This is a genomic window from Pseudohongiella sp. (assembly GCF_040877505.1).
Taxonomy (GTDB): domain Bacteria; phylum Pseudomonadota; class Gammaproteobacteria; order Pseudomonadales; family Pseudohongiellaceae; genus Pseudohongiella.
The window spans coordinates 311,362-334,600 of the sequence record NZ_JBBDNQ010000006.1 but is presented as its reverse complement, the minus strand read 5'-3'; the positions used below and the strand labels follow the sequence as shown (position 1 = coordinate 334,600).

Below are 23,239 nucleotides of genomic sequence, written 5' to 3'. Positions count from 1 at the left end.
ACATGATTACTTTATATGGCATCAGTAATTGCGACACCATGCGTAAAGCAGGGAAATGGCTCGATTCACAGGATATCGAGTGGGTACTGCACGACTATCGCAAACAGGGTCTGGATCTCGACCTGGCAGAGACACTGGTATCCGTATTTGGCATTGAAGACCTGATCAACAAGCGTGGAACAACCTGGCGCAAACTGGTACCGGAGCTGCAACAGAAACTGACCGATCCGGCTCTGGCGCCCCAGTTGATCATGAGTTATCCGGCGCTGATCAAACGCCCTATCGCCTTCACCGGCTCCCGCGACTGGCTGATTGGATATGACCAGTTGTTGACGCTGGCATCGTGATGAAACCCTGATTTGCAGTCGCCGGATGTCGAATGTGTCTGGCCTGCTCGAGCAACAGTACATACCAAGGAGAATTTTTTACCCATGAGCGCACCGCAATTGCACAGCTTCGGACTGGGGGTCGCGACAACCGATGTCCGGCAGGAAATCATCGAAGTATACTACCCTTATCTGGCGATAGACCCTGCCACAGACGCCCTGCTTGCCATTGTCCGTGCCTGCGGGTATACCAGCGGCAATCAATGCATCACGCTAACCAGAGCGCAGCTTGGCGCCTTGCAAAGCGATCCGCATATAACCGCGGACAGCAAACTCGCTGATGTCCTTGATACAGTTGCCGACAGTAATCAGAGCATCGTTGCCACGTTTATCGCTGACGATACATCACCGACAAGCATTGCTGAGGTTTACCTGAAGTTGCAACTGCTGTCGCACCGGCTGGCCAAACCGCACGGGCTGAATCTGCAAGGCGCTTTTGGTGTATTGCGCAATATCGCCTGGACCAATCAGGGTGCCATTACACTGGAAGACCTGCCCGCCCGGCAGTTGCAGGCGCGTGCCAGGGGTGAATTGATTGATGTCATGTCAGTCGACAAATTCCCCAAGATGACCAATTATGTTGTTCCGGCGGGCGTGCGAATCGCTGATACCGCCCGGGTCCGGCTGGGTGCGTATGTCGGGGAAGGCACAACGGTAATGCATGAGGGATTCATCAATTTCAATGCCGGCACCGAAGGTACTGCGATGATCGAAGGTCGTATATCGGCAGGTGTCATGATTGGTGAGGGCAGCGATCTGGGCGGTGGCTGCTCTACCATGGGTACTCTGTCAGGCGGCGGTACGGCTATTATCGCAGTGGGTCGCGATTGCCTTATCGGGGCCAATGCCGGCATAGGCATAGCCTTGGGTGACCGTTGTATCGTTGAAGCTGGTCTGTATGTGACAGGCGGCACCAAGGTCAGTCTGCTTGATAACGAAAACAAGCTTGTTGAGCTGCTCAAGGCAAAAGAATTATCGGGCAGGAATGATCTTCTGTTCAGACGCAACTCCCAGACCGGCGCTGTGGAATGCAAAAGCAACAAAACCAGAATCGCACTTAATGAGGAGCTGCACTCAAACAATTGAGCAGCACTTCAATAACGCACGTCAACGACAGACACAGAGCATGAACGAATGAGTCAGAATCCGGCAAGCCAGACCTTGACCCCCACTGCCCGGCTGGCTATCCAGCTGTTGAAAATTCCTTCCGTCACCCCTGACGACATGGGCTGCAATAAGCTGATGATGGACAGGCTGGAGGCCATCGGTTTCAAAAATGAAGTCATGCGTTTTGGCGAGGTCAACAATTTCTGGGCCCGATCTGGAGATGCAGGTCCAGTCATCTGTTTTGCCGGTCATACCGATGTGGTACCCACGGGTCCGGAAGAAAGCTGGCAGTCCCCGCCTTTCGATCCTGTTCTCAGGGATGGTTTGTTATACGCTCGTGGCGCCGCTGATATGAAAGGCAGTCTGGCTGCCATGGTTACCGCTTGCGAGCGCTTTGCTGCGCATTGCGAATCCACAGGGTCACAGCCCAGGGGATCAATTGCATTTCTGATAACCGGCGACGAGGAAGGTGCCGCCGTTGATGGCACCCGAAAAGTCATTGAAACGCTGGAAGCCAGGGGAGAAAAAATCACCTGGTGCATCGTCGGTGAACCCAGCAGCACCGAAATACTTGGGGACGTGGTAAAGATTGGCCGCCGGGGTTCGTTGCACGGTTTGTTGACTGTGCATGGCGTACAAGGGCATGTTGCCTATCCTCATCTGGCAAAAAACCCTATCCATGACGCCATGTTGCCGCTTGCGGCCCTGACGCGGGAAACCTGGGATAACGGCAATGCTGCGTTTCCGCCGACAACATTCCAAATTTCCAATATAAAATCGGGTACCGGTGCAGACAATGTCATACCCGGCGTGTTGTCAGCCACTTTCAATTTCCGTTTTTCAACCGAGCTAAGCGAAGCCGATATCCGCGAACGTGCAGAAGCTATTCTGAATGCGCATGAGGTTGACTACAGCCTCGAATGGAAATTGTCGGGTTTGCCATTCCTGACCGGCAATGATCGCCTGATTGAAGCCGTCAAAGACAGTGTGCGCGAGGTAAACGGTGTGGAAACGCAGCCATCAACGTCCGGCGGCACTTCAGACGGCCGGTTTATTGCACCTACGGGCGCTGAGGTTGTGGAACTTGGACCCTGCAATGCCAGCATCCACAAAATCGATGAACATGTTCGTCTGAGCGACCTGGATCAACTGTCCTTGATGTACGAAGGTATTCTGCGGCGCCTGCTACTCAATTGAGTTCCCTGGCGGCACCAACGTAAATATCAAAGCGACTGGTTTTACCATTCAGACTGGAGGCAGGCTTGATTCCGTCCAGACATTCCGCAAGTCTCGGTCGTTTGACAACAACTTTGGACGCCAGAGTCAGTGCCAGCGGCAACAGGCCGCTGCCAATACTTTCGGCACCGTGAAGTTGCTGTAGCAGATAACGGTTTTTCTTGACGCGCGCGGCTTTGTCCCTGTCGGGGAACATGGGGTCCAGATAAATGACCCTGGCCGGCGCCAGGGTTGGCATGACCACGGCGCTGTCACCAGGGTCACACAGATGCAGTCGCTCAAGAATTCCCGTCAGCCCCGATGACATTTGCCTGACATTTTGTGATGGTTGATCCCGGAGCGCCACTGCCTGCCGTGCGCGCGACAAACCATCTTCCAGCAAAGCGTGTATCACTGGGGACTGTTCGATCAGATCGACCTGCCAACCGGCTGCTGCCAGTATCAATCCATCCAGTCCCAGCCCCGCCGTTGCATCGATCACCCTGTTTGCCGCTGTGGCCCCGGTCTGAGGCGAAACGCAGCCGCCGACAGCCTTGACCGCGGCTTCCCGCGACAAAGGCTGAGCGAGCCTGAACAGGAGTCTGGCATCGGTAAAATCTACGCAGACAGAGCCAGCACCGCGATCGGACGGAAGGCTCAGGGTCAATCGGTGTTGCTCATACGATAGCAATAACCCGGGATGCCGTTCTGGCGCGCTTACCAGCGGTAGTTGCAAGCGCTCAGCCAGTTGCTCGCCCCTGTCATCCCCCCGATCCCACTGGACGGCCAATTCGTTCACTATGACTTCCGGTACGCTAGATCTTCTTTCAGATAAACGGGCAAGGCGCCGTCAACCGGTTCGGTCCGGCCCTCCAAAAATGCGTGTCCGCCCAGCTCACACAGTATGTTGGCATCACTGTCCAGTTGAGCTATCAGCGGCACCGGGAAACTATCGCTCTCCTCCACCTGCTGCAGCAAAGGATGCAGCCAACCGCTGCCGGCACGGTAACATTCAGCGTTTCCGACACGTTCACCATACTTTGCGGCTGCCAGACTGCGAAGAACGGTTGCCGCATCACACACCTGGTCCTCCAGCAATATCCGGGGGGATGACAACCCGTCATCAAGATAGCAGGCGAAATAAAATTCGTCTTCACGGGCGTGCAGACAGACAAAATACATGTTTGCAGCTGTTGATTGTTGAGTACTACTGCGCAACGCAGTGCGGGCCTGCATCGCCAATGACGAAATCCGGATAATGGGAATGTTGGCGCCAAAAGACAATCCCTGAGCTACCGCCGTGCCTATTCTCAAGCCGGTGAAGGACCCTGGGCCGCTGACCATAACAATTGCGCCCAGTTCCGCGAGTGTCAGCCCGGACTCATCCAGCAGGGACTGCACCATTGGCAACACTTCAGCCGCATGTCTGCGTGACGCCGGGCTCTTCAGTTGCAGTTTCCGGCGTCCATGATGAACAGCAACGGAACAAATGTCAGCCGCCGTATCTATGGCAAGTAAGGCAGTCATAAGCGTAATGCGGAATGGCAGGGAGAAAGATGGCAGAGGCAGAGGCAGAGGTTTGACATATGCACAGGCACCGCCACGATGGGCAATCGACAAGTCACACAGAACAAAAAAGCGTGCCGATCAGGTGATCGGCACGCTTTTCAGATGCAGATCAGGCTTTGGCAGCTGTCTTCTTGCGCTTGGCCGGTGCTTTTTTGGCAGCGGCTTTTCTGGCAGGTGCCTTTTTAGCAGCAGCCTTTTTAGGCGCGGTCTTTTTGGCAGCCGGTGCTTTCTTTGCAGCTGTCTTTTTTACAGCAGCTTTTTTGGCAGCGGGCTTGGCTTTAGCCTTTGACCTGGATGCTGCTGCCTTGGCTTTTGCGGCAGCACGTTTGGCGGCAGCGCGCTCGCGTGCAGCTTTTGCTTTCGCCGCAGCGCGGGCTTTAGCTGCAGCTTTGCGGGCAGCAGTGCGTTCACGGGCAGCCTTGGCTTTTGCCGCAGCTCTGGCCTTGATGGCAGCCTTCTTGGCAGCGGCCTGGGCTTTAGCTGCAGCTTTTTTGGCGGCAGCGCGTTCCTTGGCTTTCTGCTTCTTGATTCGGGCAGCTTCTTTAGCGGCATCCGCTTTCTTGCGCTTTTTCATCCACTGGGTTGAAAATGCCTGAACAGCTTTTTTCAGATCAGCATCTGCCTTGGCAGCCAGATCAGCTTTACGCTTCTCTTCAGCTTGTTTTTTGGCTTCAGCTGCAGCTTTGGCACGTGCAGCAGCTGCAGCTGCTTTGGCCTGGGCCTGGGCCGTTCTCAGTTTAGCGTTGACGGCGGTCAGGTTGGCACCCGCTTTCTTGGCAGCAGCCTGGGCACTTGCCTTGGCTTTTTTGCTGGTAGCAGTGGCATTCTTGGACGCTTTGGCAGCAGCCGCTTTCGCTTTTGCTTCAGCCGCCTCAAGCTTCTTCTTGTTTGCCGCTACATCTTTCTCTATTTTTGCCAGAGATGCTTGAGCTTTTGCCAGGCCAGCGTCTTTAATCTTTTTGACCGCTGATGTGGCAGACGTCTTCTTTTTCGCTTTAACTTTGGCCATACTTTTATCTCTCCAAGACTGTGGAAAAAAACCACCTTCGACTTTCAACGCGAAATTGGGCCACGTTTGAGCCGCACGATAACACAAAAAAATATTGCTATACAGCAATATGCAATTAATTTTAACTATTTTTTTACTGGAATCGTCCGGTAAAAAAATCCAGTTAGCTGTTTAGTACTTCAGCAAGTCTGTTTCTGATTTTCTGCACATCAGCCTGACCGTCGATACTGACCAGTTTTACACCCGCGCCTTCTTCCTCCAGATTTTTGTAGAACTGCACCAGCGGCTGTGTCTGCTCGTGATAAACAGCAAGTCTTTTGCGTACGGTTACTTCTTTGTCATCGTCACGCTGAACAAGTGCTTCACCGCTTACATCGTCAATGCCGGCCTGCGCAGGAGGCTGGTGCTCAATGTGATAGACACGACCTGAACCCGGATGAACGCGTCTTCCGCTCAGGCGCGAAACTATTTCTTCATCCGCAACGCGAATCTCGATAACCCGGTCGATACTGATGCCTGCATCGACCATTGCCTGCGCCTGCGGGATGGTTCGCGGAAAGCCATCGAACAGGAAACCATTGGCGCAATCGGGTTCTTCAATACGCTCCTTGACCAAGGCAATGATGATTTCATCAGTTACCAGGCCGCCACTGTTCATGACGTCTTCGACTTTTTTGCCAAGCGGCGTGCCGGCTTTGACCGCAGCACGCAACATGTCTCCCGTGGAAATCTGAGGGATGCCAAGCTCCGATGTGATGAACTGTGCCTGCGTGCCTTTGCCAGCGCCGGGCGCACCCAATAAGATAATTCGCATAGTTACTCCAGTTTCCAGACTCATATTGATAAGGTGTGGGTAGTGATTTTCAATTTTCAGATTCTTTTGCGGCCCGCCAGTACTGCTCCAGGGTAGCAGCGTCGCTGTCCGCGACACTGCTGCCCGCCTGGCGCGCATTCTCCTCGATTTTCCGGAACCGGTTCTCAAAACGTTGATTGGCCTGGCGCAGAGCTGATTCCGGATCTGTTTTTAAATGACGGGCGAGATTAACACAAGTAAACAGCACATCACCCAATTCATGTATCTGTTCCTGCGTGTCAGCCGTTGCGATGGCTTCTTGCAGCTCCGCTATTTCATCCTGCAAACAAACCAGAACCTGGCTGATTTGCGGCCAGTCGAACCCAACCGATGCTGCCCTTTTTTGTAGTTTACCGGCTCGCTCGATAGCGGGCATGGCACTTGCGACGTCATCAAGCACACTGACGGATTCACCACTAGGCGCAGCTGCTTCGCGTTCAGCATTCTTTATTTTCTCCCAATTACGCTCTACTTCCTCGGGAGAGAGCAAGGAAGGTTGTCCGAAGCTCGCCAGATTGCCATCCGGGAAAATATGCGGATGACGGTGCAGGAGTTTTTTGACAATTGCATCTGCCACTGCGCTCAGATCAAATTGCCCGGATTCTTCTGCAATACGTGCATAAAAAACGACCTGAAACAGCAGATCACCCAGCTCATCACAGATTTTATCCGGGCTACCCTGCTCTACCGCGTCGATTACCTCATAAACCTCCTCCAGCGTGTGCCGGGTAAGGGAAGGCAGTGTTTGTTTGCGATCCCAGGCACAGCCATGCACAGGATCGCGCAGGCAGGCCATCAATTTGACAAGTTGCGTCACTGAATCTGCGTGTTTGCCGCTATTGCTGTCATGGTCAGTCACAGGTCTTCATCCTCCAGGCGTCGTGCTTCAATTACGCTGTCCAGGTCGTTCAGACGATCCAGTGCCCGGGACAGGCTGTGGAATGATGAGATTTCTATTTCCAGCTGAATTGAGGCGGTTGCCGCGCGCTTGTCGCTACGCGTGTTGACCGCCAGCACGTATATCGCCTCGTTGGCCAGAATTGTTGTCACGTCCCGCAACAGTCCGGCGCGGTCGCGTGCTGTGACCAGAACGTGGACATTTACCGGGCTGTCCGGGCCTATCGGTAGCTCGGGCGTCTCGTCGGCAAACAGGTCACGCTTCCTGGTCAACAGAGACAGCTGCTGTGCCGTATCAATGACCTCATGTACCTTGAGCGCGCCGGTGCCAATCGAGACAAACAGGCCCTCTGCATTGCGGCAACCGAGGCGCCGTGATACTTCGTCAAAAGGCAGGTTCCGGATTGCCAGTCGGCTCAGTTCCGTCTCCAGCCATTGTTTGCCATAAATGATGTTTTGCTCGCGATCCTGGGTTTTAAACCATTGCACCAGTTTGGCGCGAGCGCGAGGCGTATTAACATACGCCAGATGTGGCTTGAGCCAGTCGCGGCTTGGTTCGTTCAGCTCACTGGACAGGATTTCCACCCGATCACCGGTTTTCAGCTGATAGTTCAGCGGCACAATCCTGTCATTGACGCGCGCACCAGAGCAATGATGGCCTACCTGAGTATGAACGTAGTAGGCAAAATCCAGCGGTGTGGCGCCGGCCATCAGATCAACCACATGCCCTTCGGGCGTGAATACATAGATTCGATTGTCTGCACTGGCATCACTGCGCAATTGTTCTGCCAGGCCGCCAACCATGCCCATTTCATCATGCCAGGCCAAAACCTGTCTGAGCCATTCGATTTTTTCATCGAATCCATCACGGTAGTCGGGGTCATCGATGCCTTCTTTATAGCGCCAATGAGCGCAAACCCCCAGCTCGGCATCATCGTCCATCGCGAAAGTACGAATCTGAATTTCGAACACCTTGTTCTCAGGTCCAATGACTGCGGTATGCAGCGATTGGTAGCCGTTTTCTTTCGGGTTGGCAATATAATCATCGAATTCATTGGGAATGACGCGCCAAAGGTTATGCACGATACCCAGCGCGGCGTAACAGTCACGAACCTCAGGCACCAGAACGCGAACTGCGCGGATATCAAAAATTTGCGAGAAGTCCAGCTGCTTGCGCTGCATTTTACGCCAGATACTGTAGATGCTTTTGGCGCGACCGTTAATCTCGGCATCAATACCGGCGCGATTGAACTGCCGACGCAACTCTTCAGTAACTTCCGTAATGAAGCGCTCACGGTCTACCCGACGTTCGTCGATCAGGCCGGCTATGCGTTTATAGTTGTCCGACTGGAGGTGACGAAAAGACAGATCCTCCAACTCCCACTTGAGTTGACCAATGCCCAGCCTGTGCGCCAGCGGCGCGTAGATGTCAAACACTTCCCGCGCTACCCGCTGCCGCTTTTCATTGCTGGCGGTTTTGACGGAGCGAATGGCACAGGTTCGCTCCGCCAGTTTGATCAACGCTACCCGAACGTCATCGACCATGGCCAACAACATTTTGCGCACATTCTCCATCTGATCCTGGCTTTGACCCAGTACACGGGTTTTGCTGGTGTCGGTCTCGTTGATCGCCGCCATGCGCAGCACGCCCTCAAGCAAGGTTGCGATGTTTGTTCCGAATACCTCGCGCACCTGCTCCAACGGTAACCGGGACTCACGAACCGGTCGATAGAGCAGTGCCACGATAATCGCTTCACTGTCCAGGTGCAGCTGCGCAAGGATCTCGGCCATTTCCAGTCCCGTGCGATAAGCGCTGACTCCCGGTGACCAGGCATTTCTGGCGGCGATGGTCTGACTTTCCACTTCCCAGCTCAAATCACAGGCACGGCGAATGTCTTCATGCCTGGACAGGCTGACGTAACTCTCCAGACGCGCCAGCCATTGTTCGAAGTTGACGCTGCCGTCGGAGTTAAAGGAGTATTCTTCGCGTACCTGGACCATAGGCTGTCTTACGTCTTGAGAACAAAGAGCGCCATGGATTCTACATGGCCAGTGTGTGGAAACATATCCATGACGCCTGCGCTGATCAACTCATAGCCTTGTCGCTGCAGTTCTGCCGCGTCTCTTGCCAGCGTCGACGGGTTGCAGGAAACATACACAATTTTCTCTGGCAACAACTCCCGGATACGCATCACGATCTCGATTGCGCCCGAACGTGGCGGGTCCAGCAACAGCTTGTTATAGACTGGCCGGGCCCAGGTTTCACTGTCAAAGTCGGTAAACAGATTCGCCGCATGGAATTGTGTGTTATCGATTGCATTACGCTTTGCATTGAGGGCGGCACGTTCCACCATGTCCTGGCTGCCTTCCACCCCGGTGACGGATTTGCAGCGCAGTGCCATGGCCAGCGTGAAATTACCCAGACCACAGAACAGATCGAGCACAGTGTCCTGTGGCTGCAAATCCATCAATTCAAGTGCCTGATCAATCATTCGGCGATTGATCTCGGCATTGACCTGGGTGAAATCACCCGGTTTGAACTCCATGGCAATTGGCGCCGGTTTTGTTGCAGATTCATCGCTGCTCTGCGGCAGATAGTAAAAGAGCGATGTCTGGCCGTCAGCGGGCCAGAGTTTCTCCACAGTATCCGGACCACCTGATTGCAGAAACCATTCAATTTCATGCATGTCCGCGAATGCCTGCAGGCGTTTCAAATCGGCGTCACCCAGCGGAGCAAGGTGACGTAATACCAGAGCAACTCGCAATACCTCTGACATTTTTTCAGTCGGAACACAGTGTGTTTCACCGACAGCCACTTCAATTTGAGGAATATCACGGCAAGCATCCAGCGACAGGATCAGGCTGCGCAGGGGGCTGATCAGATCTGCTACGGGTTTGACCAGAACAGAGCAATGCTGCATGTCAGTGATGAAGGTGTTGGCGGTTTCGCGAAAACCGACCAGCACATCAGCTTTCTTGTGTACATAACGAACCGCCAGCCTTGCCTTGCGTCGATAAAACACAGTGTCAGCGGCCATGGGGCTCAGCATCTGGTACGTGGTAATACCCCCGGTGTGTTTGAGTTGATCAACCAACACCTGCTGCTTGAGCTCAAGTTGAGCCTCGGGCGCAAGGTGCTGCAACACACAGCCACCGCAGATTGACGCCACCGCACAGGGCGGCTGCACACGTTGTGGGGAGGCCAGCAGAATGTCCTGCACCTTGAGTTCGTCGTACTGGCTGCGCTGAGCAGTATATCGTGCGGTTACCTCTTCACCCGGTAACGCGCCATCAACAAATGCAATTTTACCGTCGATTCTGCCCACGCCTCGCCCTTCGTGGCTCAGACGCTCAATCATAACGGTTACCGCTTCGGCAGGCAGTCTCTGACGCCGGCGACGAGATTTAGTCATAATGTGAACTCAGGAAAATACGCCGGTAGAAAGATAGCGGTCACCACGGTCGCAAATGATCGCGACAATAGTCGAGTTTTCAAGCTCCCGGCTAAGCTGAAGTGCCCCGAATACCGAACCACCAGATGAAACGCCACAGAAAATGCCCTCTTCTCTGGCCAGCGCCCGCATCGTATTTTCAGCGTCGCTTTGCTCAATATCTATCACGCGGTCAACGCGTGCTGGCTCGAATATGCGTGGCAGATAAGCCTGTGGCCAACGTCGAATGCCCGGTATTTTGGAACCATCACGCGGCTGCAAACCGATAACACTGATCTCGGGATTTTTTTCTTTGAGATAGCGTGAAACTCCCATGATAGTGCCAGTGGTGCCCATTGAAGCGACAAAATGCGTGATTGTGCCATGGGTGTCACGCCAGATTTCAGGACCGGTAGTCAGATAATGCGCCGCCGGATTATCAGCGTTGGCAAACTGGTCAAGAATTTTGCCTTTGCCATCACGGCTCATCCTGTCGGCCAGGTCGCGCGCACCTTCCATGCCCTGTTCATCACTGACCAGCACCAGCTCGGCGCCATAGGCCGCCATGGACGCCTTGCGCTCTGCTGACATTGTTTCCGGCATCACCAGGATCATGCGGTAACCTTTGATTGCAGCCACCATTGCCAGCGCGATACCGGTATTGCCGCTGGTCGCCTCAATCAGCGTATCGCCGGGTTTGATATCCCCGCGCAACTCTGCCTGCGATATCATGTTGAAAGCAGCACGATCCTTGACCGAACCTGCCGGATTGTTGCCTTCCAGCTTCAGCAGAATGGTATTGCTGGTATCGCCTGCCATGCGCTGCAAACGCACCAAAGGCGTATTACCGATCTGGCTGTCCACAGCAGGGTAAGTTTGGGACGTATTTTGGGGTCGGGAATCGGTGTTGGAATGACTCATGGATTCAAATATGCACGTTGCCGATAATTAAAAGTGGCGCAATTTTACCCTGTATTGTGCTCCGGGGGTAGGACACCACCGGTACTGTCATGCTCAGGGCGCCGATCAGTCGCTGTTTTGGCAGCAAATAGCGTTCGACTGAGCAAAGGTTTGGCACCAAGATGTGGTCGCAGCGCTTGCCGCATCAGTCTTTTGGCGGCGCTGCGCGCATCGCCCTGAGCACTTTCCGGCGAGTCGATGTCGTCGGTCCCTGGCTCATCCGGGTCACTGCACTGTACCGCTGCTGCAAATGCAAGCAACGCTTCCCCGGTAAACAACGCTGGAGGCCAGTGGCCAGCTGGCGCCATAACCTGCTCGTAGCCGTATTCGGGGTCAAACAGGTAACACTGGTCAGCGGCCAGCTCTGCGCCGCTGGTGACATCTTGATGCAGGTCCCAGCCATAACCCAGCTCCTGCAAAAGATTGAACTCAAAACTGCGCAGACCGGCCTCCAGAGAACCCCGCTGCTGGAGGCGAACCAGTGCTTGCTGGTAAAGTCTGTAAATCTGCGGGTGTGCCTCCTGAGCCTGCAATAACCGCAGCAACAACTCATTGAGATACATGGCACTGAACAACCTGTCACCGGTCAGGTGAAAACCGGGCGCTGCATGCTCCGCCTGATTGAGGTTGAGCAATTCCCCCCGGCCGGCCAGGGACACTAAAAGGGGTTGAAACGCTTGCATGACCGTGCGTTTTCGAGATGCCCGGCCGCGGACACCACGCGCAACAGCACGCAAAAGTCCGTAGTCGAGCGTCAACAGGTCAATCAGCAGGCTGGTATCGCGATAAGGCCGGCTGTGCAGAATATACGCCGGTTGCAGATCAATGCGTTTCACAGCGCTCGCCCCCGGTATTGATCGCTCTGTGTATTTAGCATCCCTGCCGTGTGTTTCAATTGAGACTTTGCAGTGCACGCTCGTCATCGGCCCAGCCAGATTTGACTTTGACCCATAAATTCAGCATAACTTTGCTGTCAAATGCGTTTTCCATGTCCAGGCGTGCCGCTTTGCCAATTGTCTTCAGGCGTTCTCCCTGATGACCAATAATGATCTGTTTCTGTCCTGCTTTATCGACCAGAATCAGGCCGTGAATATGTAAAACAGTTCCCTCCTGCGCGAATTTCTCTATCTCCACACTGACTTCATATGGCAGTTCATCACCCAATTGACGGGTAATTTTTTCGCGTATAAGTTCAGCGGCAAGAAAGCGCGAGCTTCGATCTGTTACCTGGTCTTCCGGGAACATGAAAGGACCTGCAGGCAGGTATTTCGCGACACAATTTTCGACAGTCGACATGTTGTGTCCGGTCAATACTGCCAGGGGGATGATTTCGGCAAAATCACGCTTCGTGGCAAGTTTCTGAAGATGTGGCAACAGGCGCTCACGATTTTCAATCTGATCGCATTTGTTGATCAACAGTAATACTGGTCCTTTCACGTGCTCCAGGGCTTGCAAAACCATCTCATCTTCTTCGTTGAATACCAACCGTTCTACCATAAAAAGTACAACATCAACATCTTTCAGAACTTCGGTAACGGTGGCGTTCATGGCACGATTCAGCGCTTTTTTCTGATTTTTGTGCAACCCGGGCGTATCCACGTATACAAACTGTGTATCACCCTCGGTTTTGATACCGGTAATGCGGTGACGGGTGGTTTGGGGTTTGCGTGAGGTAATGCTGATCTTTTGTTCCAGCAGGTGATTCAGCAAGGTAGACTTGCCGACATTGGGGCGCCCTACTATTGCGATAAAACCACATCGGGTCAATTCGTGCTCAGCCATCGTTAACTTTTATCCTTTGATTGCATGCCCTGGAGCGCCAGTAGTGCCTGTCGGGCCGCCTGTTGTTCTGCCAGACGACGGGTACGGCCGCTGCCGGTGGTATTCCGGGCAAGCAGGGCTATATTGCATGACACCTCGAATTCCTGATTATGTTCTTCACCCGTGACCGCGACAACCTGATAATCGGGCAATGCCAGTGCCTTTGCCTGCAGCATTTCCTGCAACTGGGTTTTGGGATCCTTGCTGGCACCGTCTGCGGGATTTTGCTGAATCCGGTCGTCAAGCAGTGCCAGAATACACCGACGACAGGCCTCAGCACCACCGTCCAGGTATACCGCGCCGAATATCGCCTCCATGGCATCACACAGGATGGAATCACGCCTCTGCCCTCCGCTCTTGCGCTCACCCTGGCCCAGCACTACAAGATTGCCCAGCGCAAGGCTGCGTGCAAGTTCAGACAAGGTGTCGCGGTTTACCAGTGCGGCTCGGAGCTGGCTAAGGTCGCCCTCGGGCAAATCGGGGTATAAGTGATACAGTGCGTCAGCCACCACAAAACCCAGAGCGGCATCGCCCAGAAATTCAAGGCGCTGATTGTGGTTTTTTTCCGCACTGCGGTGGGTCAATGCCAGAATCAACAAGTCGTTATTGTTGAAACTGTAGCCCAACCTGATCTGGAGATCCGATAGCGCGTGCTCAGGGATTCGCATAGGTTTCACCGTGTCATCTACGCTGCAACTAGATTGGTATCGCTGCTCAGTGTATGCGCTGATTGCGACTGAATGTGGGCAGGTTCAACCCCGGCTCCTTGTGCATCCAGACGGCAAAGGCCTTACCGACGATATTCTCTTCCGGAACCGGACCCCAGACGCGACTGTCTGCGCTGTTGTCACGGTTATCGCCCATCATGAAATAGTGCCCTGGCGGCACCACCCATTGTGTTCTGCTGTTGCGATTACCCTGGGTAATTATCTGAGCCTGATGTGGAGTATCGCCCAGTGTTTCATTGAACAGGACGCCAGGGCGCAAACCACCCGCAGTTTCGATGTTCACTTCATCAATGATATCCACATCAACGAGTTCGCCATTTACGCGCAACACCTTGTCCTCATATTCAATGGTATCACCGGGCAGACCGACAACGCGCTTGATGAAGTAGGAATCATCGTGGGGCGGGATAAACACCATCACCTCACCACGCTCAGGCTCGTTATTGGCAACAATCTTGGTACCCACAACCGGAAGCCGCAGACCATAATGATATTTGTTGACCAGAATAAAATCGCCCACCTCCAGCGTCGGGATCATCGACCCGGAGGGAATCTGAAACGGCTCCACCAAAAAGGAGCGTAACATCAGGACAATAAAGAGCACCGGGAAAAAGGATTTGGCATACTCGACAATCACCGGCTCCCCTGGTTCGCTTGCTTCCTTGCGTGCGCGGGCAAACAGCAGCGCATCAAGCAGCCAGATAAAACCGCAGATGGCAACCAGCACAACCAATACTAACGAAAAATCGATATCCATTAACTGTCCACCTTTAGAACGGCGAGGAAAGCTTCCTGAGGGACTTCAACATTGCCTACTTGTTTCATGCGCTTTTTACCGGCTTTCTGTTTCTCCAGCAGCTTTTTCTTACGGGTAATGTCGCCACCATAACATTTGGCGGTGACGTTCTTGCGCAAGGCTTTGACTGTCTGCCGCGCCACAATTTGCCCGCCAATCGCTGCCTGTATGGCAACATCAAACATCTGCCGCGGGATCAGTTCCTTCATTTTTTCGACCAGTGCCCGCCCCTTGCCCTGTGCCTGATCACGATGCACGATAAGGGCCAGTGCATCTACCCGGTCACCATTAATCAAGACGTCGAGTCGCACCAGACTGGCGGTCTGGAACCGGATGAAATGATAATCCAGCGAGGCATAACCGCGGCTGGCAGATTTCAGTTTGTCAAAAAAGTCCATGACCACTTCAGCCATCGGCAACTCATAACTCAGCGACACCTGGTTACCGATAAACTGCATGTCCCGTTGTACGCCACGGCGTGCGACACAAAGATTGATGATATTGCCCAGATACTCCTGAGGCACCAGCATGCTTGCCAGCACGATAGGTTCGCGGGTTTCGATTATTGAGGCTACCGGTGGCAGTGACGACGGGCTTTCAACACGCACTACTTCATCATTGCGGATCACTACTTCGTAAACCACGGTTGGTGCGGTAGTAATCAGGTCGATGTCATATTCACGCTCCAGCCGCTCCTGAATGATTTCCATGTGCAACATGCCCAGGAAGCCACACCGGAAACCAAAACCCAGCGCATCAGAGCTTTCCGGTTCGTAGAACAGCGAAGCATCATTCAGGGTAAGTTTGGCCAGGGCATCACGAAAATCTTCAAAATCATCCGCTGATACCGGATACAAACCAGCGTAAACCTGTGGCTGAATCCGGCGAAAGCCGGGCAGCATGGGTGCGTCAGGGGTTGAGGCATGGGTGATGGTGTCACCCACCGGTGCGCCTTGGATCTCCTTGATGCCGGCAATGATGTAGCCGACCTCGCCTGCCTGGAGCATGGGCATGTCGTGACGTTTGGGGTCAAAGTAACCCACATGGTCAACCACGTGCGCCTTGCCAATGGTTTTGGTGATGATCTTGTCACCCTTTTTCAGGCTTCCCTGTTTGACACGAACCAGCGACACCACGCCCAGGTAATTATCGAACCAGGAATCAATGATCAAGGCCTGCAAAGGAGCGTCGCGATCACCCACGGGCGCGGGCACCAGGCGGATCAGTTCTTCCAGAATATCAGTGATACCCATGCCGGTTTTAGCACTGGCGCTCACGGCAGCGGAAGCATCGATACCGATAATTTCTTCGATTTCCTTGCGCACTTTGTCCGGATCAGCTTGCGGCAAATCCATCTTGTTGAGCACCGGAATGACCTCAAGGCCTTGTTCGATGGCGGTATAACAGGTCGCAACTGATTGCGCTTCAACGCCCTGCCCGGCATCTACCACCAGCAAGGCACCCTCGCAGGCAGCGAGGGAGCGGGAAACCTCGTAGGAGAAGTCGACATGGCCGGGCGTATCGATGAAGTTCAGCTGATAACGCTGCCCATCCCTGGCTTCGTAGAACAGCGTCACGCTTTGCGCTTTGATGGTAATCCCGCGCTCACGCTCGATGTCCAGCGAGTCCAGCACCTGCTCAGCCATCTCACGCTGGGTCAGACCGCCACAATGTTGTATGAAGCGGTCTGCCAGGGTGGATTTGCCGTGGTCAATATGCGCGATAATGGAAAAATTGCGGATGCGGCTTAAATCAGTCACGTAAGGGAATCACCAGTCAATCAAGAGGCGCCAAGTCTACATGATCTGCCGTGCGCTGTCAGGAGGTTTCGAGCAGTATCACGGTGTAAACAGGGAGCACTGCGCGGGTTATTGCAACTCCAACACCAGGGTTGTACCCCGGCCATCACGAACGATTCTGATGGGCACAAACCCGGTCTCAGGCAGCGACTCCATGATCCGGTTGAACTCCCGGACATTGCGCACAGGCTGGTGATTCAACGACACTATAACATCCCCTGTCGCCAGCCCGGCGCTGCGGCCCGGGCCGTCACGCAACTGTTCTATCTGCACCCCGCCTTGCGCCAGGGTAGGCACTTCCTGCTGCAAACCGGGGTCCAGCTCACCAACGCTCAACGCGAGACTGTTGCCACGCGGTTCCGGCGGTTGTCCGCCGCCGAAGGCCTGGTCATTCGCGGGCAAGGCGCCCACAATGACCGGCAGTTCCAGCGTGTCGCCATCGCGCATCACCGTCAAATCAGCTGAACTGCCGGGCCGGACCTGGCCCACGTAGAACGGCAGCTGCGAGGACTGCTCGATAATAATGCCATTAAACGCGAGAATAATGTCATTGTTCTGAACCCCCGCATCTTCAGCCGGACTGCCGGGCTGCACGTCGTCTACAAATGCGCCATAGGGTCGGGGCATGTCAAACGCCATGGACAGGGCATGATCAACGTCCTTGATCAGAACGCCGAGCAGGCCCCGGCTGACTGCACCGGATTCGCGCAACTGCTCAAGGACATTAAGTGCCATATTGCTGGGTATTGCGAAAGAGATACCGTTGGAGCCACCCGTGCTGCTGAGAATTTGTGAATTTATACCAATGACTTCACCTTCAAGATTGAACAGCGGGCCACCGGAATTACCCTGGTTGATGGCGACATCGGTCTGAATGAATGACACATAGTTGGCCGGACCACGCGACGGCACATTGCGCGATTTGGCGCTGACAATACCCGCTGCAGCAGAGAATTCCAGCCCGAACGGCGACCCAATGGCCAGTACCCATTCGCCGACCCGGACACCCTCTGAGTCACCGAATCGCACCGCTCGCAGGCCCTCTGCATCAATCTTGATCAATGCAATATCAGACAGCTCATCGGTTCCTATGATGTCTGCGGTGAACTCCCGGCGATCGGTCAGGGTTACGGTGATTGAGTCAGCATTGGCAACCACATGATGGTTAGTAATGATGAAACCATCGCTGCTCATCACGAAACCTGAACCTACCCCGCTACGCGGACGTCCGGGCACGCTCTCTGGTTCCAAATCGGGAATTCCGTCCGGCCGCAATTGGCGCAATAGTTCTTCCAGGTCCCGCTGCTCGGCGCCGGATCGCGCTGGCACCTGCTGCCGGGTCGTAATATTGACGATAGAGACCGAATTCTCCTCCACCAGTTCGGCAAAATCAGGCAGATTTGCGCTGACCTGCAAACTCAGTGTGGCCGACAGCAACAGCACGGACATCATCAACAACGTTCTCATTCCAGACACTCCACTTACAGACCTGAGGGTAAATGGGAATCACCCTGACCAGGAAAGAATAATGCTCTAAACATACCGCTTTGCGCCCGGGGGTTCAATCAGCAAAATCTGAGGGGCACAAAAAAGTCCCGGCCGGTCTTCGGTTGTGGGCACTGCCATCTCAACCAAAGACCCGATCGGGACTGTTTTGTGTTCAAGTCAATCCGTGCTGGCTTTCTGCCAGCTTTTCTATCAGCTTTTTTCTACCAGCTTTCTTGTTTCTACATTAACGGGCGGCCGGGGGTTCAAGGCTGCCGGGAGTCACGCTCGACCTGCTCCACCAACTCGCGGTCTGACACCGGCCGCAACTGAGGCGAGTCCAGAAGAACGTTATACGGAGCGGATTGTGACTCCACACGTGCAGGAATAGTCACGCTGCGGATATAATCATTGAGTCGCTGCTGTGCGTCAGCATCAACAGCAAGTTGTTGATTTTGAGTCTGAATACTGTCAGCACTGTCGCCCGATGCCACGGCCGGCATTGAGTCCCCTGCGCCCGGGTTTTGCAGCACTGCCTGCATGCCCATGAAGACAGCAAAGGTTACTGATGCAGCCACCGCAAATCGCGAGGTATTGCGTATCCAGTTCGCCGAGCCGGGCTGGCGCGGCGAGGACACCCTGTCTACAGATGCAGACAACGGTCCGGCGTGTGCGATGGACTGATCAATGTCTGCCATGACCCGACTGGCAAAATCAGGAGAAGACGGAAATCGCAATGGATCGGGTTGCAGAGCTGCACGAACCAGGCTCAATCGCTCCCATTCCGCCAGCAGCTCTGGCTTCTGCTCAACACGCTGCAGCAAACGACGCAATTCGAAATCGCTGAGCTCATTGTCCATCAAGGCCGACAGGGCCTCGCGGTCCAGCAACCGGTCCTGCGTATTTTCTTCGTTGTGCTTCATACAAAAGCCCACCTTGCCAATATCGCCCTGTCAGTTAACTTGCTATGGGTCTTTGACCACAAAGCCTGCGCCGAGTTCCCGATCCGGCCGGAAATCTGTCAGAAAACTGACGAAAACCAGATAAATTCCATATTTTCAAGATCTTAATAACTCTTTGATACGCTTGTCAATTGACTCTCTGGCCCGAAAAATCCGTGACCTGACAGTGCCTACCGGACAACCCATGATCTCGGTAATATCTTCATAGCTGAGTCCGGAAAATTCACGCAAGGTAAATGCTGTTCGCAATTCCTCCGGCAGATCTTCAATCGCCATGTTGATCACCCGCCGCATATCCTCCTTCTCAAGGTTAGCGTCCGGGGTATCCATTTCCCGCAGCATGCTGCTATCGTCGACCTGTTGTGCATCTTCCATATCGACATCGGTGCTGGGCGGCCGCCGTCCCTTTGATACCAGGTAATTCTTGGCAGTATTCACGGCTATCCGATAAAGCCAGGTGTAGAACTGGCTGTCACCACGAAAGCTCGGCAACGCCCGGTAAGCTTTGAAGAATGCCTCCTGAGCCACATCTTCAGCCTCATGGGGGTCCTTCACAAAGCGGCTGATCAGGCCCAATACCTTATGTTGGTAACGAAGCACCAGCAACGTGAACGCCTGTTTGTCATCCTGAAGAACACGCTCTACCAGTTGGTTATCTGAATCCTGATTTTTCATACGTCCGTTACGAGCCTAAAATCAAACCGCTGAAAATTCCCGGCTCCTGGAACTTCGACACTATCGTCGCTGCAAACACCGCCCATTATAAACCACAGCAACAGAAGACCGCAGGGATTTGCAAAAGTTCTCAGAGTCTATAGAATTCTACTCCCTCGCACCACTCGGAACCCGCCACCGTGCACGACTTCGACATTCTCATCATTGGCAGTGGTGCCGCCGGACTCAGTCTTGCGCTCAGGACCGCCGGTTTCGCCCGTGTTGCAGTTCTCAGCAAGGGCACTTTGAGCCAGGGGGCAACATACTGGGCGCAAGGCGGCATTGCCGCCGTGCTGGATGAGAACGACAGTATTGATGCCCACATAGCCGACACACTGGACTCGGGTGCCGGCCTGTGCAACGAGGAGATGGTCAGACACATCGTCGAGCACAGTGAGGATGCGATTGCCTGGCTGGTAGAACAGGGAGTCCCCTTCACGCTGCAGTCTGCTGAAGAGGCCGGCACGGGGGCCGCATCAAGACCTCTGAACCGGGACAACCTGAAACCGCTGCACCTGACTCAGGAAGGCGGCCACAGCCAGCGCCGAATTATTCATGCTACCGACGCAACAGGCCGCGCCGTATTTGAAACACTGCGCGATCGCGCCCTCAGCAATCCTGCCATCACCCTGTTCGAAAACCGGCTGGCGGTCGATATCATCACCCGCGAGAAACTCGGCCTCAGCGGCACTGGCTGTGTAGGCGCCTATGTCTACTGCAAGGAACAGGAAAAAGTAGAATTGTTCCGCGCCCGCTTCGTGGTGCTCGCCAGCGGCGGCGCAAGCAAGGCTTATCTGTACACAACCAATCCGGACAGCGCGACCGGCGATGGTATCGCGATGGCATGGCGCGCTGGCTGTCAGGTTGCCAACATGGAGTTCAATCAGTTCCATCCCACCTGTCTGTATCACCCACACGCGCGCTCATTTTTGATTACCGAAGCGCTGCGTGGTGAAGGCGCTACGCTGGAGCTGCCCGACGGCACCCGCTTTATGCCGGCCTTTGACAGCCGCGGCGAACTGGCGCCGCGTGACATCGTCGCGCGCGCCATTGATCATGAGATGAAGCGACTGGGATGCGACTGTGTTTATTTGAACATAACGCACAAACCAGCAGAATTTGTCAAAGAACATTTCCCGACCATTTATTCCAGGTGCCTTGATTTTGGCATCGACATAACCACGGATCGCATACCCGTGGTGCCGGCTGCACACTACACGTGCGGTGGCGTCATTGTCGACAAACTTGGCCGCACCAGTATTGACAATCTATACGCCATCGGCGAAACCAGCTGCACCGGTCTGCATGGAGCAAACCGGATGGCCAGTAATTCACTGCTGGAATGTTTTGTACTGGCCTTTGGCGCTGCAGACGATATTCGCGCACGCCTGGACTCAGCGATGCCCGCGCCGGATAACATTCCTGACTGGGACGACAGTCGCGTGACCCGCTCACACGAAGAGGTGGTGGTCTCGCATAACTGGGATGAGCTTCGTCGCATGATGTGGGACTACGTGGGTATTGTCAGAAGTGACCGGCGCCTGCATCTTGCCCACAAACGCATTCAGTTGCTGGAACAGGAAATATATGAGCATTACCGGCATCATATGATATCAAGAGATCTGCTTGAACTGCGCAACCTGGTGCTCGTGGCACGTCTTATAATAGAGTCAGCTTTGATGCGGAAAGAAAGCCGGGGCCTGCATTTTACGCTCGACTACCCGGACATGCTTGAACAGGCAAAGGACACAGTGTTAACACCGGCCGCTTACCGCCCTGTTGTCTGACACGTTGCCAGAGTGCACATGGACTTATTCAGAGGTTCTCTGGTCATCCGGTGGCCGCAACGACAACTTCAACAGGCAGGCCCGTAACAGACGACGGGTATCAGCATCAGCGCTGTCAGGGAATACCACAAAACTGAAAAATGAATCCGCCTGCTTCGTCCTGCGCTGCAGCCGGACCACTTGCAGGCAGGGAACACAGTATATCTGGCTGACAACAACGGGTATCCGGCGCCCGTTTGCCAACTCGAGCAAAGAATCGTTTACATCAAAATCAACAGCGACAATTGCTGTGTCAGCCTGCAGAGTTGCGTGCCGCAGCTGGGCGACTGCCTGCACCACCAGCAACACAGCCAGAAGCACCTTGCCTGCTGCGGGAACGGCACTTGTAACCACCGCCAGAGCGGCCGTCATGTGCAGCGCGCAATACAACCCGGTCAGCGCGCCGGACGGTTCCGGACAAAATCGCAACCCCATCAGTGCGGCCGACGGACGCCCGATGCAGCATATTCCCGGATTCTGGATACCAGCGCCTGAATCTTCGGATCAGGATGGGTTGCACGTTCGACCAGACAGGCAAAGAGATCCTGATCTTCTTCTGTCAACAGCTCCTCGTACAGCTGCTGTTCATCAAGGCCCAGTGTCGGAAGCAGGTTTTCTGCAAATGGCAGCAATAAAATATCCAGCTCCCACATCCCGCGCCGACTGTGCCAGAGCATTTTCTTGTACCTGATATCTGATAACATAGTGATTCCTGTCTGCTAAGCCAGAACATTGGCCATGCAGGGATTTTAACCGAAATTATCGAGTTTTACCGGATTTAGATACTATGCCTGTCAAACCGTCAGACAATTCCAATGCTGATAAAGAGTTGAAACGCCCGATAGCAGATGAAGCAAATCGGGCATGGCTGACTCAGCTTGACGATTTCGACATCATTGCCGTCAGCGGCCCGGACAGCGAGCGCTTTTTGCAGGGTCAGCTAAGCTGCAACATGGACAGATTATCCCCGACCCGGACCTTGCGCGCTGCGCTTTGCAATCTGAAAGGCCGCGTGGTGGCCGACCTTCGGGTGGTCATGCATGATGATCGATTGCTCCTGTTATGCAGTGCCGGTATGGCTGATATCGTGCTTGGCACCTTACAAAAATATCAGGTTTTCTTCAAAACCGAGCTACAGAAAGTCAGCGAGCAATTTGTGGTCCTGGGCCTTGTTGGTAACGAGGCAGCAAAGGCTCTCAGCGCAGCCGGCATCCACGCGCCAGAGACCCGGGATGCCTGCACCGTGGCCCGGGGTGCTGCCGTCATTCGTATTGAGGAGTCGCCGGCAAGATTTTACTGTGTCCTCAGCGCCAGCCATGGAGAGCTTGCATCGACACTGTCATCAGGGTGTCAGTCAGGCTCTGAGCAGGATTGGCGTATCGCGGATATACGCGCGGGTATTGCCCATATCCGGCCCGGACAACAGGATCTGTATACACCTCAGTTATTGAACTATGACATCGATGGCACTATCGATTTCAAGAAAGGCTGCTATACCGGCCAGGAAGTGGTGGCGCGGATGTACTACCGGGCCGAAGCCAAAAAACGCCTGGCATATCTGGCACTGTCGAACTCACAGCAGTTGCCTGAGGGCCGCGAAATTGTGGACTCAGTACAACATCCCGATGGGCAGATGCATGTGCTTGCCATCATGCCCGTGCCTCGTGATTGATCAGGTGGT

At 54.3% G+C, this 23,239-nt stretch carries 23 protein-coding genes; 5 read left to right on the top strand and 18 right to left on the bottom strand.

Annotated elements, in window-relative coordinates; translation table 11 throughout:
* The first annotated feature begins 2 nt into the window (after positions 1 to 2).
* The 3 genes from WD071_RS01660 to dapE all read left to right on the top strand — a co-directional run bounded on the left by WD071_RS01660 (position 3) and on the right by dapE (position 2,690).
* Positions 3 to 347: a Spx/MgsR family RNA polymerase-binding regulatory protein gene (locus tag WD071_RS01660; protein ID WP_368046549.1), complete on the top strand. Its 345-nt coding sequence runs from the start codon at positions 3 to 5 to the stop codon at positions 345 to 347.
* 84 nt (positions 348 to 431) lie between these two features.
* Entirely contained in the window at positions 432 to 1,472 is a 1,041-nt protein-coding gene (dapD, locus tag WD071_RS01655; protein ID WP_368046548.1) for a 2,3,4,5-tetrahydropyridine-2,6-dicarboxylate N-succinyltransferase, read from the top strand.
* Positions 1,473 to 1,520: 48 nt separating this feature from the next.
* A complete protein-coding gene (gene dapE / locus WD071_RS01650; RefSeq protein ID WP_368046547.1) occupies positions 1,521 to 2,690 on the top strand; it encodes a succinyl-diaminopimelate desuccinylase in 1,170 nt (389 codons plus the stop codon).
* Here dapE and WD071_RS01645 read toward each other — a convergent pair.
* From WD071_RS01645 to rpoE, 16 genes are all read right to left on the bottom strand, one after another.
* The gene (locus WD071_RS01645; protein WP_368046546.1) at positions 2,683 to 3,507 is read right to left on the bottom strand and encodes a class I SAM-dependent methyltransferase; all 825 of its coding nucleotides are present in this window, start codon (positions 3,505 to 3,507) and stop codon (positions 2,683 to 2,685) included. The genes dapE and WD071_RS01645 overlap by 8 nt on opposite strands.
* A complete protein-coding gene (tsaB, locus tag WD071_RS01640; protein WP_368046545.1) occupies positions 3,507 to 4,235 on the bottom strand; it encodes a tRNA (adenosine(37)-N6)-threonylcarbamoyltransferase complex dimerization subunit type 1 TsaB in 729 nt (242 codons plus the stop codon). Before tsaB ends, WD071_RS01645 begins: the two co-directional genes overlap by 1 nt.
* Before the next feature lie 151 nt (positions 4,236 to 4,386).
* On the bottom strand, positions 4,387 to 5,286 hold the full coding sequence (locus WD071_RS01635) for a hypothetical protein (RefSeq protein WP_368046544.1): 900 nt from the start codon (positions 5,284 to 5,286) through the stop codon (positions 4,387 to 4,389).
* A 163-nt stretch (positions 5,287 to 5,449) separates the two neighbouring features.
* Positions 5,450 to 6,100 carry an adenylate kinase gene (gene adk, locus WD071_RS01630; RefSeq protein ID WP_368046543.1) on the bottom strand — a complete coding sequence of 217 codons (651 nt, stop codon included), beginning with the start codon at positions 6,098 to 6,100 and terminating at the stop codon, positions 5,450 to 5,452.
* 49 nt (positions 6,101 to 6,149) lie between these two features.
* A complete protein-coding gene (gene mazG / locus WD071_RS01625; protein ID WP_368046542.1) occupies positions 6,150 to 6,998 on the bottom strand; it encodes a nucleoside triphosphate pyrophosphohydrolase in 849 nt (282 codons plus the stop codon).
* Positions 6,995 to 9,037 (bottom strand): bifunctional (p)ppGpp synthetase/guanosine-3',5'-bis(diphosphate) 3'-pyrophosphohydrolase, encoded by a 2,043-nt coding sequence (locus WD071_RS01620; protein WP_368046541.1) that lies wholly within the window; start codon positions 9,035 to 9,037, stop codon positions 6,995 to 6,997. Before WD071_RS01620 ends, mazG begins: the two co-directional genes overlap by 4 nt.
* Before the next feature lie 8 nt (positions 9,038 to 9,045).
* The gene (gene rlmD / locus WD071_RS01615) at positions 9,046 to 10,449 is read right to left on the bottom strand and encodes a 23S rRNA (uracil(1939)-C(5))-methyltransferase RlmD (protein WP_368046540.1); all 1,404 of its coding nucleotides are present in this window, start codon (positions 10,447 to 10,449) and stop codon (positions 9,046 to 9,048) included.
* A gap of 9 nt (positions 10,450 to 10,458) precedes the next feature.
* Entirely contained in the window at positions 10,459 to 11,331 is an 873-nt protein-coding gene (gene cysM / locus WD071_RS01610; RefSeq protein ID WP_368046538.1) for a cysteine synthase CysM, read from the bottom strand.
* Between the two features lie 101 nt (positions 11,332 to 11,432).
* Positions 11,433 to 12,263 carry a DNA repair protein RecO gene (recO, locus tag WD071_RS01605; protein WP_368046537.1) on the bottom strand — a complete coding sequence of 277 codons (831 nt, stop codon included), beginning with the start codon at positions 12,261 to 12,263 and terminating at the stop codon, positions 11,433 to 11,435.
* Positions 12,264 to 12,318: 55 nt separating this feature from the next.
* Complete coding sequence (gene era, locus WD071_RS01600) at positions 12,319 to 13,209, bottom strand: GTPase Era (protein ID WP_368046536.1); 891 nt, start codon at positions 13,207 to 13,209, stop codon at positions 12,319 to 12,321.
* Between the two features lie 2 nt (positions 13,210 to 13,211).
* Positions 13,212 to 13,916 (bottom strand): ribonuclease III, encoded by a 705-nt coding sequence (gene rnc, locus WD071_RS01595; protein ID WP_368046535.1) that lies wholly within the window; start codon positions 13,914 to 13,916, stop codon positions 13,212 to 13,214.
* A gap of 46 nt (positions 13,917 to 13,962) precedes the next feature.
* Positions 13,963 to 14,733: a signal peptidase I gene (gene lepB, locus WD071_RS01590; RefSeq protein ID WP_368046534.1), complete on the bottom strand. Its 771-nt coding sequence runs from the start codon at positions 14,731 to 14,733 to the stop codon at positions 13,963 to 13,965.
* Positions 14,733 to 16,532, bottom strand: a complete 1,800-nt coding sequence (lepA, locus tag WD071_RS01585; protein WP_368046533.1) for a translation elongation factor 4 — start codon at positions 16,530 to 16,532, stop codon at positions 14,733 to 14,735. The genes lepB and lepA overlap by 1 nt, the downstream gene beginning before the upstream one ends.
* A 108-nt stretch (positions 16,533 to 16,640) precedes the next feature.
* Positions 16,641 to 18,038: a Do family serine endopeptidase gene (locus WD071_RS01580; protein ID WP_368046532.1), complete on the bottom strand. Its 1,398-nt coding sequence runs from the start codon at positions 18,036 to 18,038 to the stop codon at positions 16,641 to 16,643.
* A gap of 284 nt (positions 18,039 to 18,322) precedes the next feature.
* A complete protein-coding gene (locus tag WD071_RS01575; protein WP_368046530.1) occupies positions 18,323 to 18,979 on the bottom strand; it encodes a sigma-E factor negative regulatory protein in 657 nt (218 codons plus the stop codon).
* 135 nt (positions 18,980 to 19,114) lie between these two features.
* Positions 19,115 to 19,693 carry an RNA polymerase sigma factor RpoE gene (rpoE, locus tag WD071_RS01570; RefSeq protein ID WP_368046529.1) on the bottom strand — a complete coding sequence of 193 codons (579 nt, stop codon included), beginning with the start codon at positions 19,691 to 19,693 and terminating at the stop codon, positions 19,115 to 19,117.
* 179 nt (positions 19,694 to 19,872) lie between these two features.
* Here rpoE and nadB point away from each other — a divergent pair, with 179 nt between their 5' ends.
* Complete coding sequence (gene nadB / locus WD071_RS01565) at positions 19,873 to 21,519, top strand: L-aspartate oxidase (protein WP_368046528.1); 1,647 nt, start codon at positions 19,873 to 19,875, stop codon at positions 21,517 to 21,519.
* A 24-nt stretch (positions 21,520 to 21,543) separates the two neighbouring features.
* Here nadB and WD071_RS01560 read toward each other — a convergent pair whose 3' ends face one another.
* Together WD071_RS01560 and WD071_RS01555 are read right to left on the bottom strand one after the other, a co-directional pair.
* Positions 21,544 to 21,993 (bottom strand): hypothetical protein, encoded by a 450-nt coding sequence (locus WD071_RS01560; protein WP_368046527.1) that lies wholly within the window; start codon positions 21,991 to 21,993, stop codon positions 21,544 to 21,546.
* Entirely contained in the window at positions 21,993 to 22,262 is a 270-nt protein-coding gene (locus tag WD071_RS01555) for a succinate dehydrogenase assembly factor 2 (protein WP_368046526.1), read from the bottom strand. Before WD071_RS01555 ends, WD071_RS01560 begins: the two co-directional genes overlap by 1 nt.
* Positions 22,263 to 22,345: 83 nt before the next feature.
* Here WD071_RS01555 and WD071_RS01550 point away from each other — a divergent pair, with 83 nt between their 5' ends.
* The gene (locus tag WD071_RS01550) at positions 22,346 to 23,230 is read left to right on the top strand and encodes a folate-binding protein YgfZ (protein WP_368046525.1); all 885 of its coding nucleotides are present in this window, start codon (positions 22,346 to 22,348) and stop codon (positions 23,228 to 23,230) included.
* Positions 23,231 to 23,239: the final 9 nt, after the last annotated feature.

Bases quoted from the DNA above. Each gene is read 5' to 3' on its own strand.
- WD071_RS01660 (WP_368046549.1), top strand. From the start codon at position 3: ATGATTACTTTATATGGCATCAGTAATTGCGACACCATGCGTAAAGCA.
- dapD (WP_368046548.1), top strand. From the start codon at position 432: ATGAGCGCACCGCAATTGCACAGCTTCGGACTGGGGGTCGCGACAACC.
- dapE (WP_368046547.1), top strand. From the start codon at position 1,521: ATGAGTCAGAATCCGGCAAGCCAGACCTTGACCCCCACTGCCCGGCTG.
- tsaB (WP_368046545.1), bottom strand. From the start codon at position 4,235: ATGACTGCCTTACTTGCCATAGATACGGCGGCTGACATTTGTTCCGTT.
- WD071_RS01635 (WP_368046544.1), bottom strand. From the start codon at position 5,286: ATGGCCAAAGTTAAAGCGAAAAAGAAGACGTCTGCCACATCAGCGGTC.
- adk (WP_368046543.1), bottom strand. From the start codon at position 6,100: ATGCGAATTATCTTATTGGGTGCGCCCGGCGCTGGCAAAGGCACGCAG.
- WD071_RS01620 (WP_368046541.1), bottom strand. From the start codon at position 9,037: ATGGTCCAGGTACGCGAAGAATACTCCTTTAACTCCGACGGCAGCGTC.
- rlmD (WP_368046540.1), bottom strand. From the start codon at position 10,449: ATGACTAAATCTCGTCGCCGGCGTCAGAGACTGCCTGCCGAAGCGGTA.
- era (WP_368046536.1), bottom strand. From the start codon at position 13,209: ATGGCTGAGCACGAATTGACCCGATGTGGTTTTATCGCAATAGTAGGG.
- rnc (WP_368046535.1), bottom strand. From the start codon at position 13,916: ATGCGAATCCCTGAGCACGCGCTATCGGATCTCCAGATCAGGTTGGGC.
- lepB (WP_368046534.1), bottom strand. From the start codon at position 14,733: ATGGATATCGATTTTTCGTTAGTATTGGTTGTGCTGGTTGCCATCTGC.
- WD071_RS01580 (WP_368046532.1), bottom strand. From the start codon at position 18,038: ATGAGAACGTTGTTGATGATGTCCGTGCTGTTGCTGTCGGCCACACTG.
- WD071_RS01575 (WP_368046530.1), bottom strand. From the start codon at position 18,979: ATGAAGCACAACGAAGAAAATACGCAGGACCGGTTGCTGGACCGCGAG.
- rpoE (WP_368046529.1), bottom strand. From the start codon at position 19,693: ATGAAAAATCAGGATTCAGATAACCAACTGGTAGAGCGTGTTCTTCAG.
- WD071_RS01560 (WP_368046527.1), bottom strand. From the start codon at position 21,993: ATGGGGTTGCGATTTTGTCCGGAACCGTCCGGCGCGCTGACCGGGTTG.
- WD071_RS01555 (WP_368046526.1), bottom strand. From the start codon at position 22,262: ATGTTATCAGATATCAGGTACAAGAAAATGCTCTGGCACAGTCGGCGC.
- WD071_RS01550 (WP_368046525.1), top strand. From the start codon at position 22,346: ATGCCTGTCAAACCGTCAGACAATTCCAATGCTGATAAAGAGTTGAAA.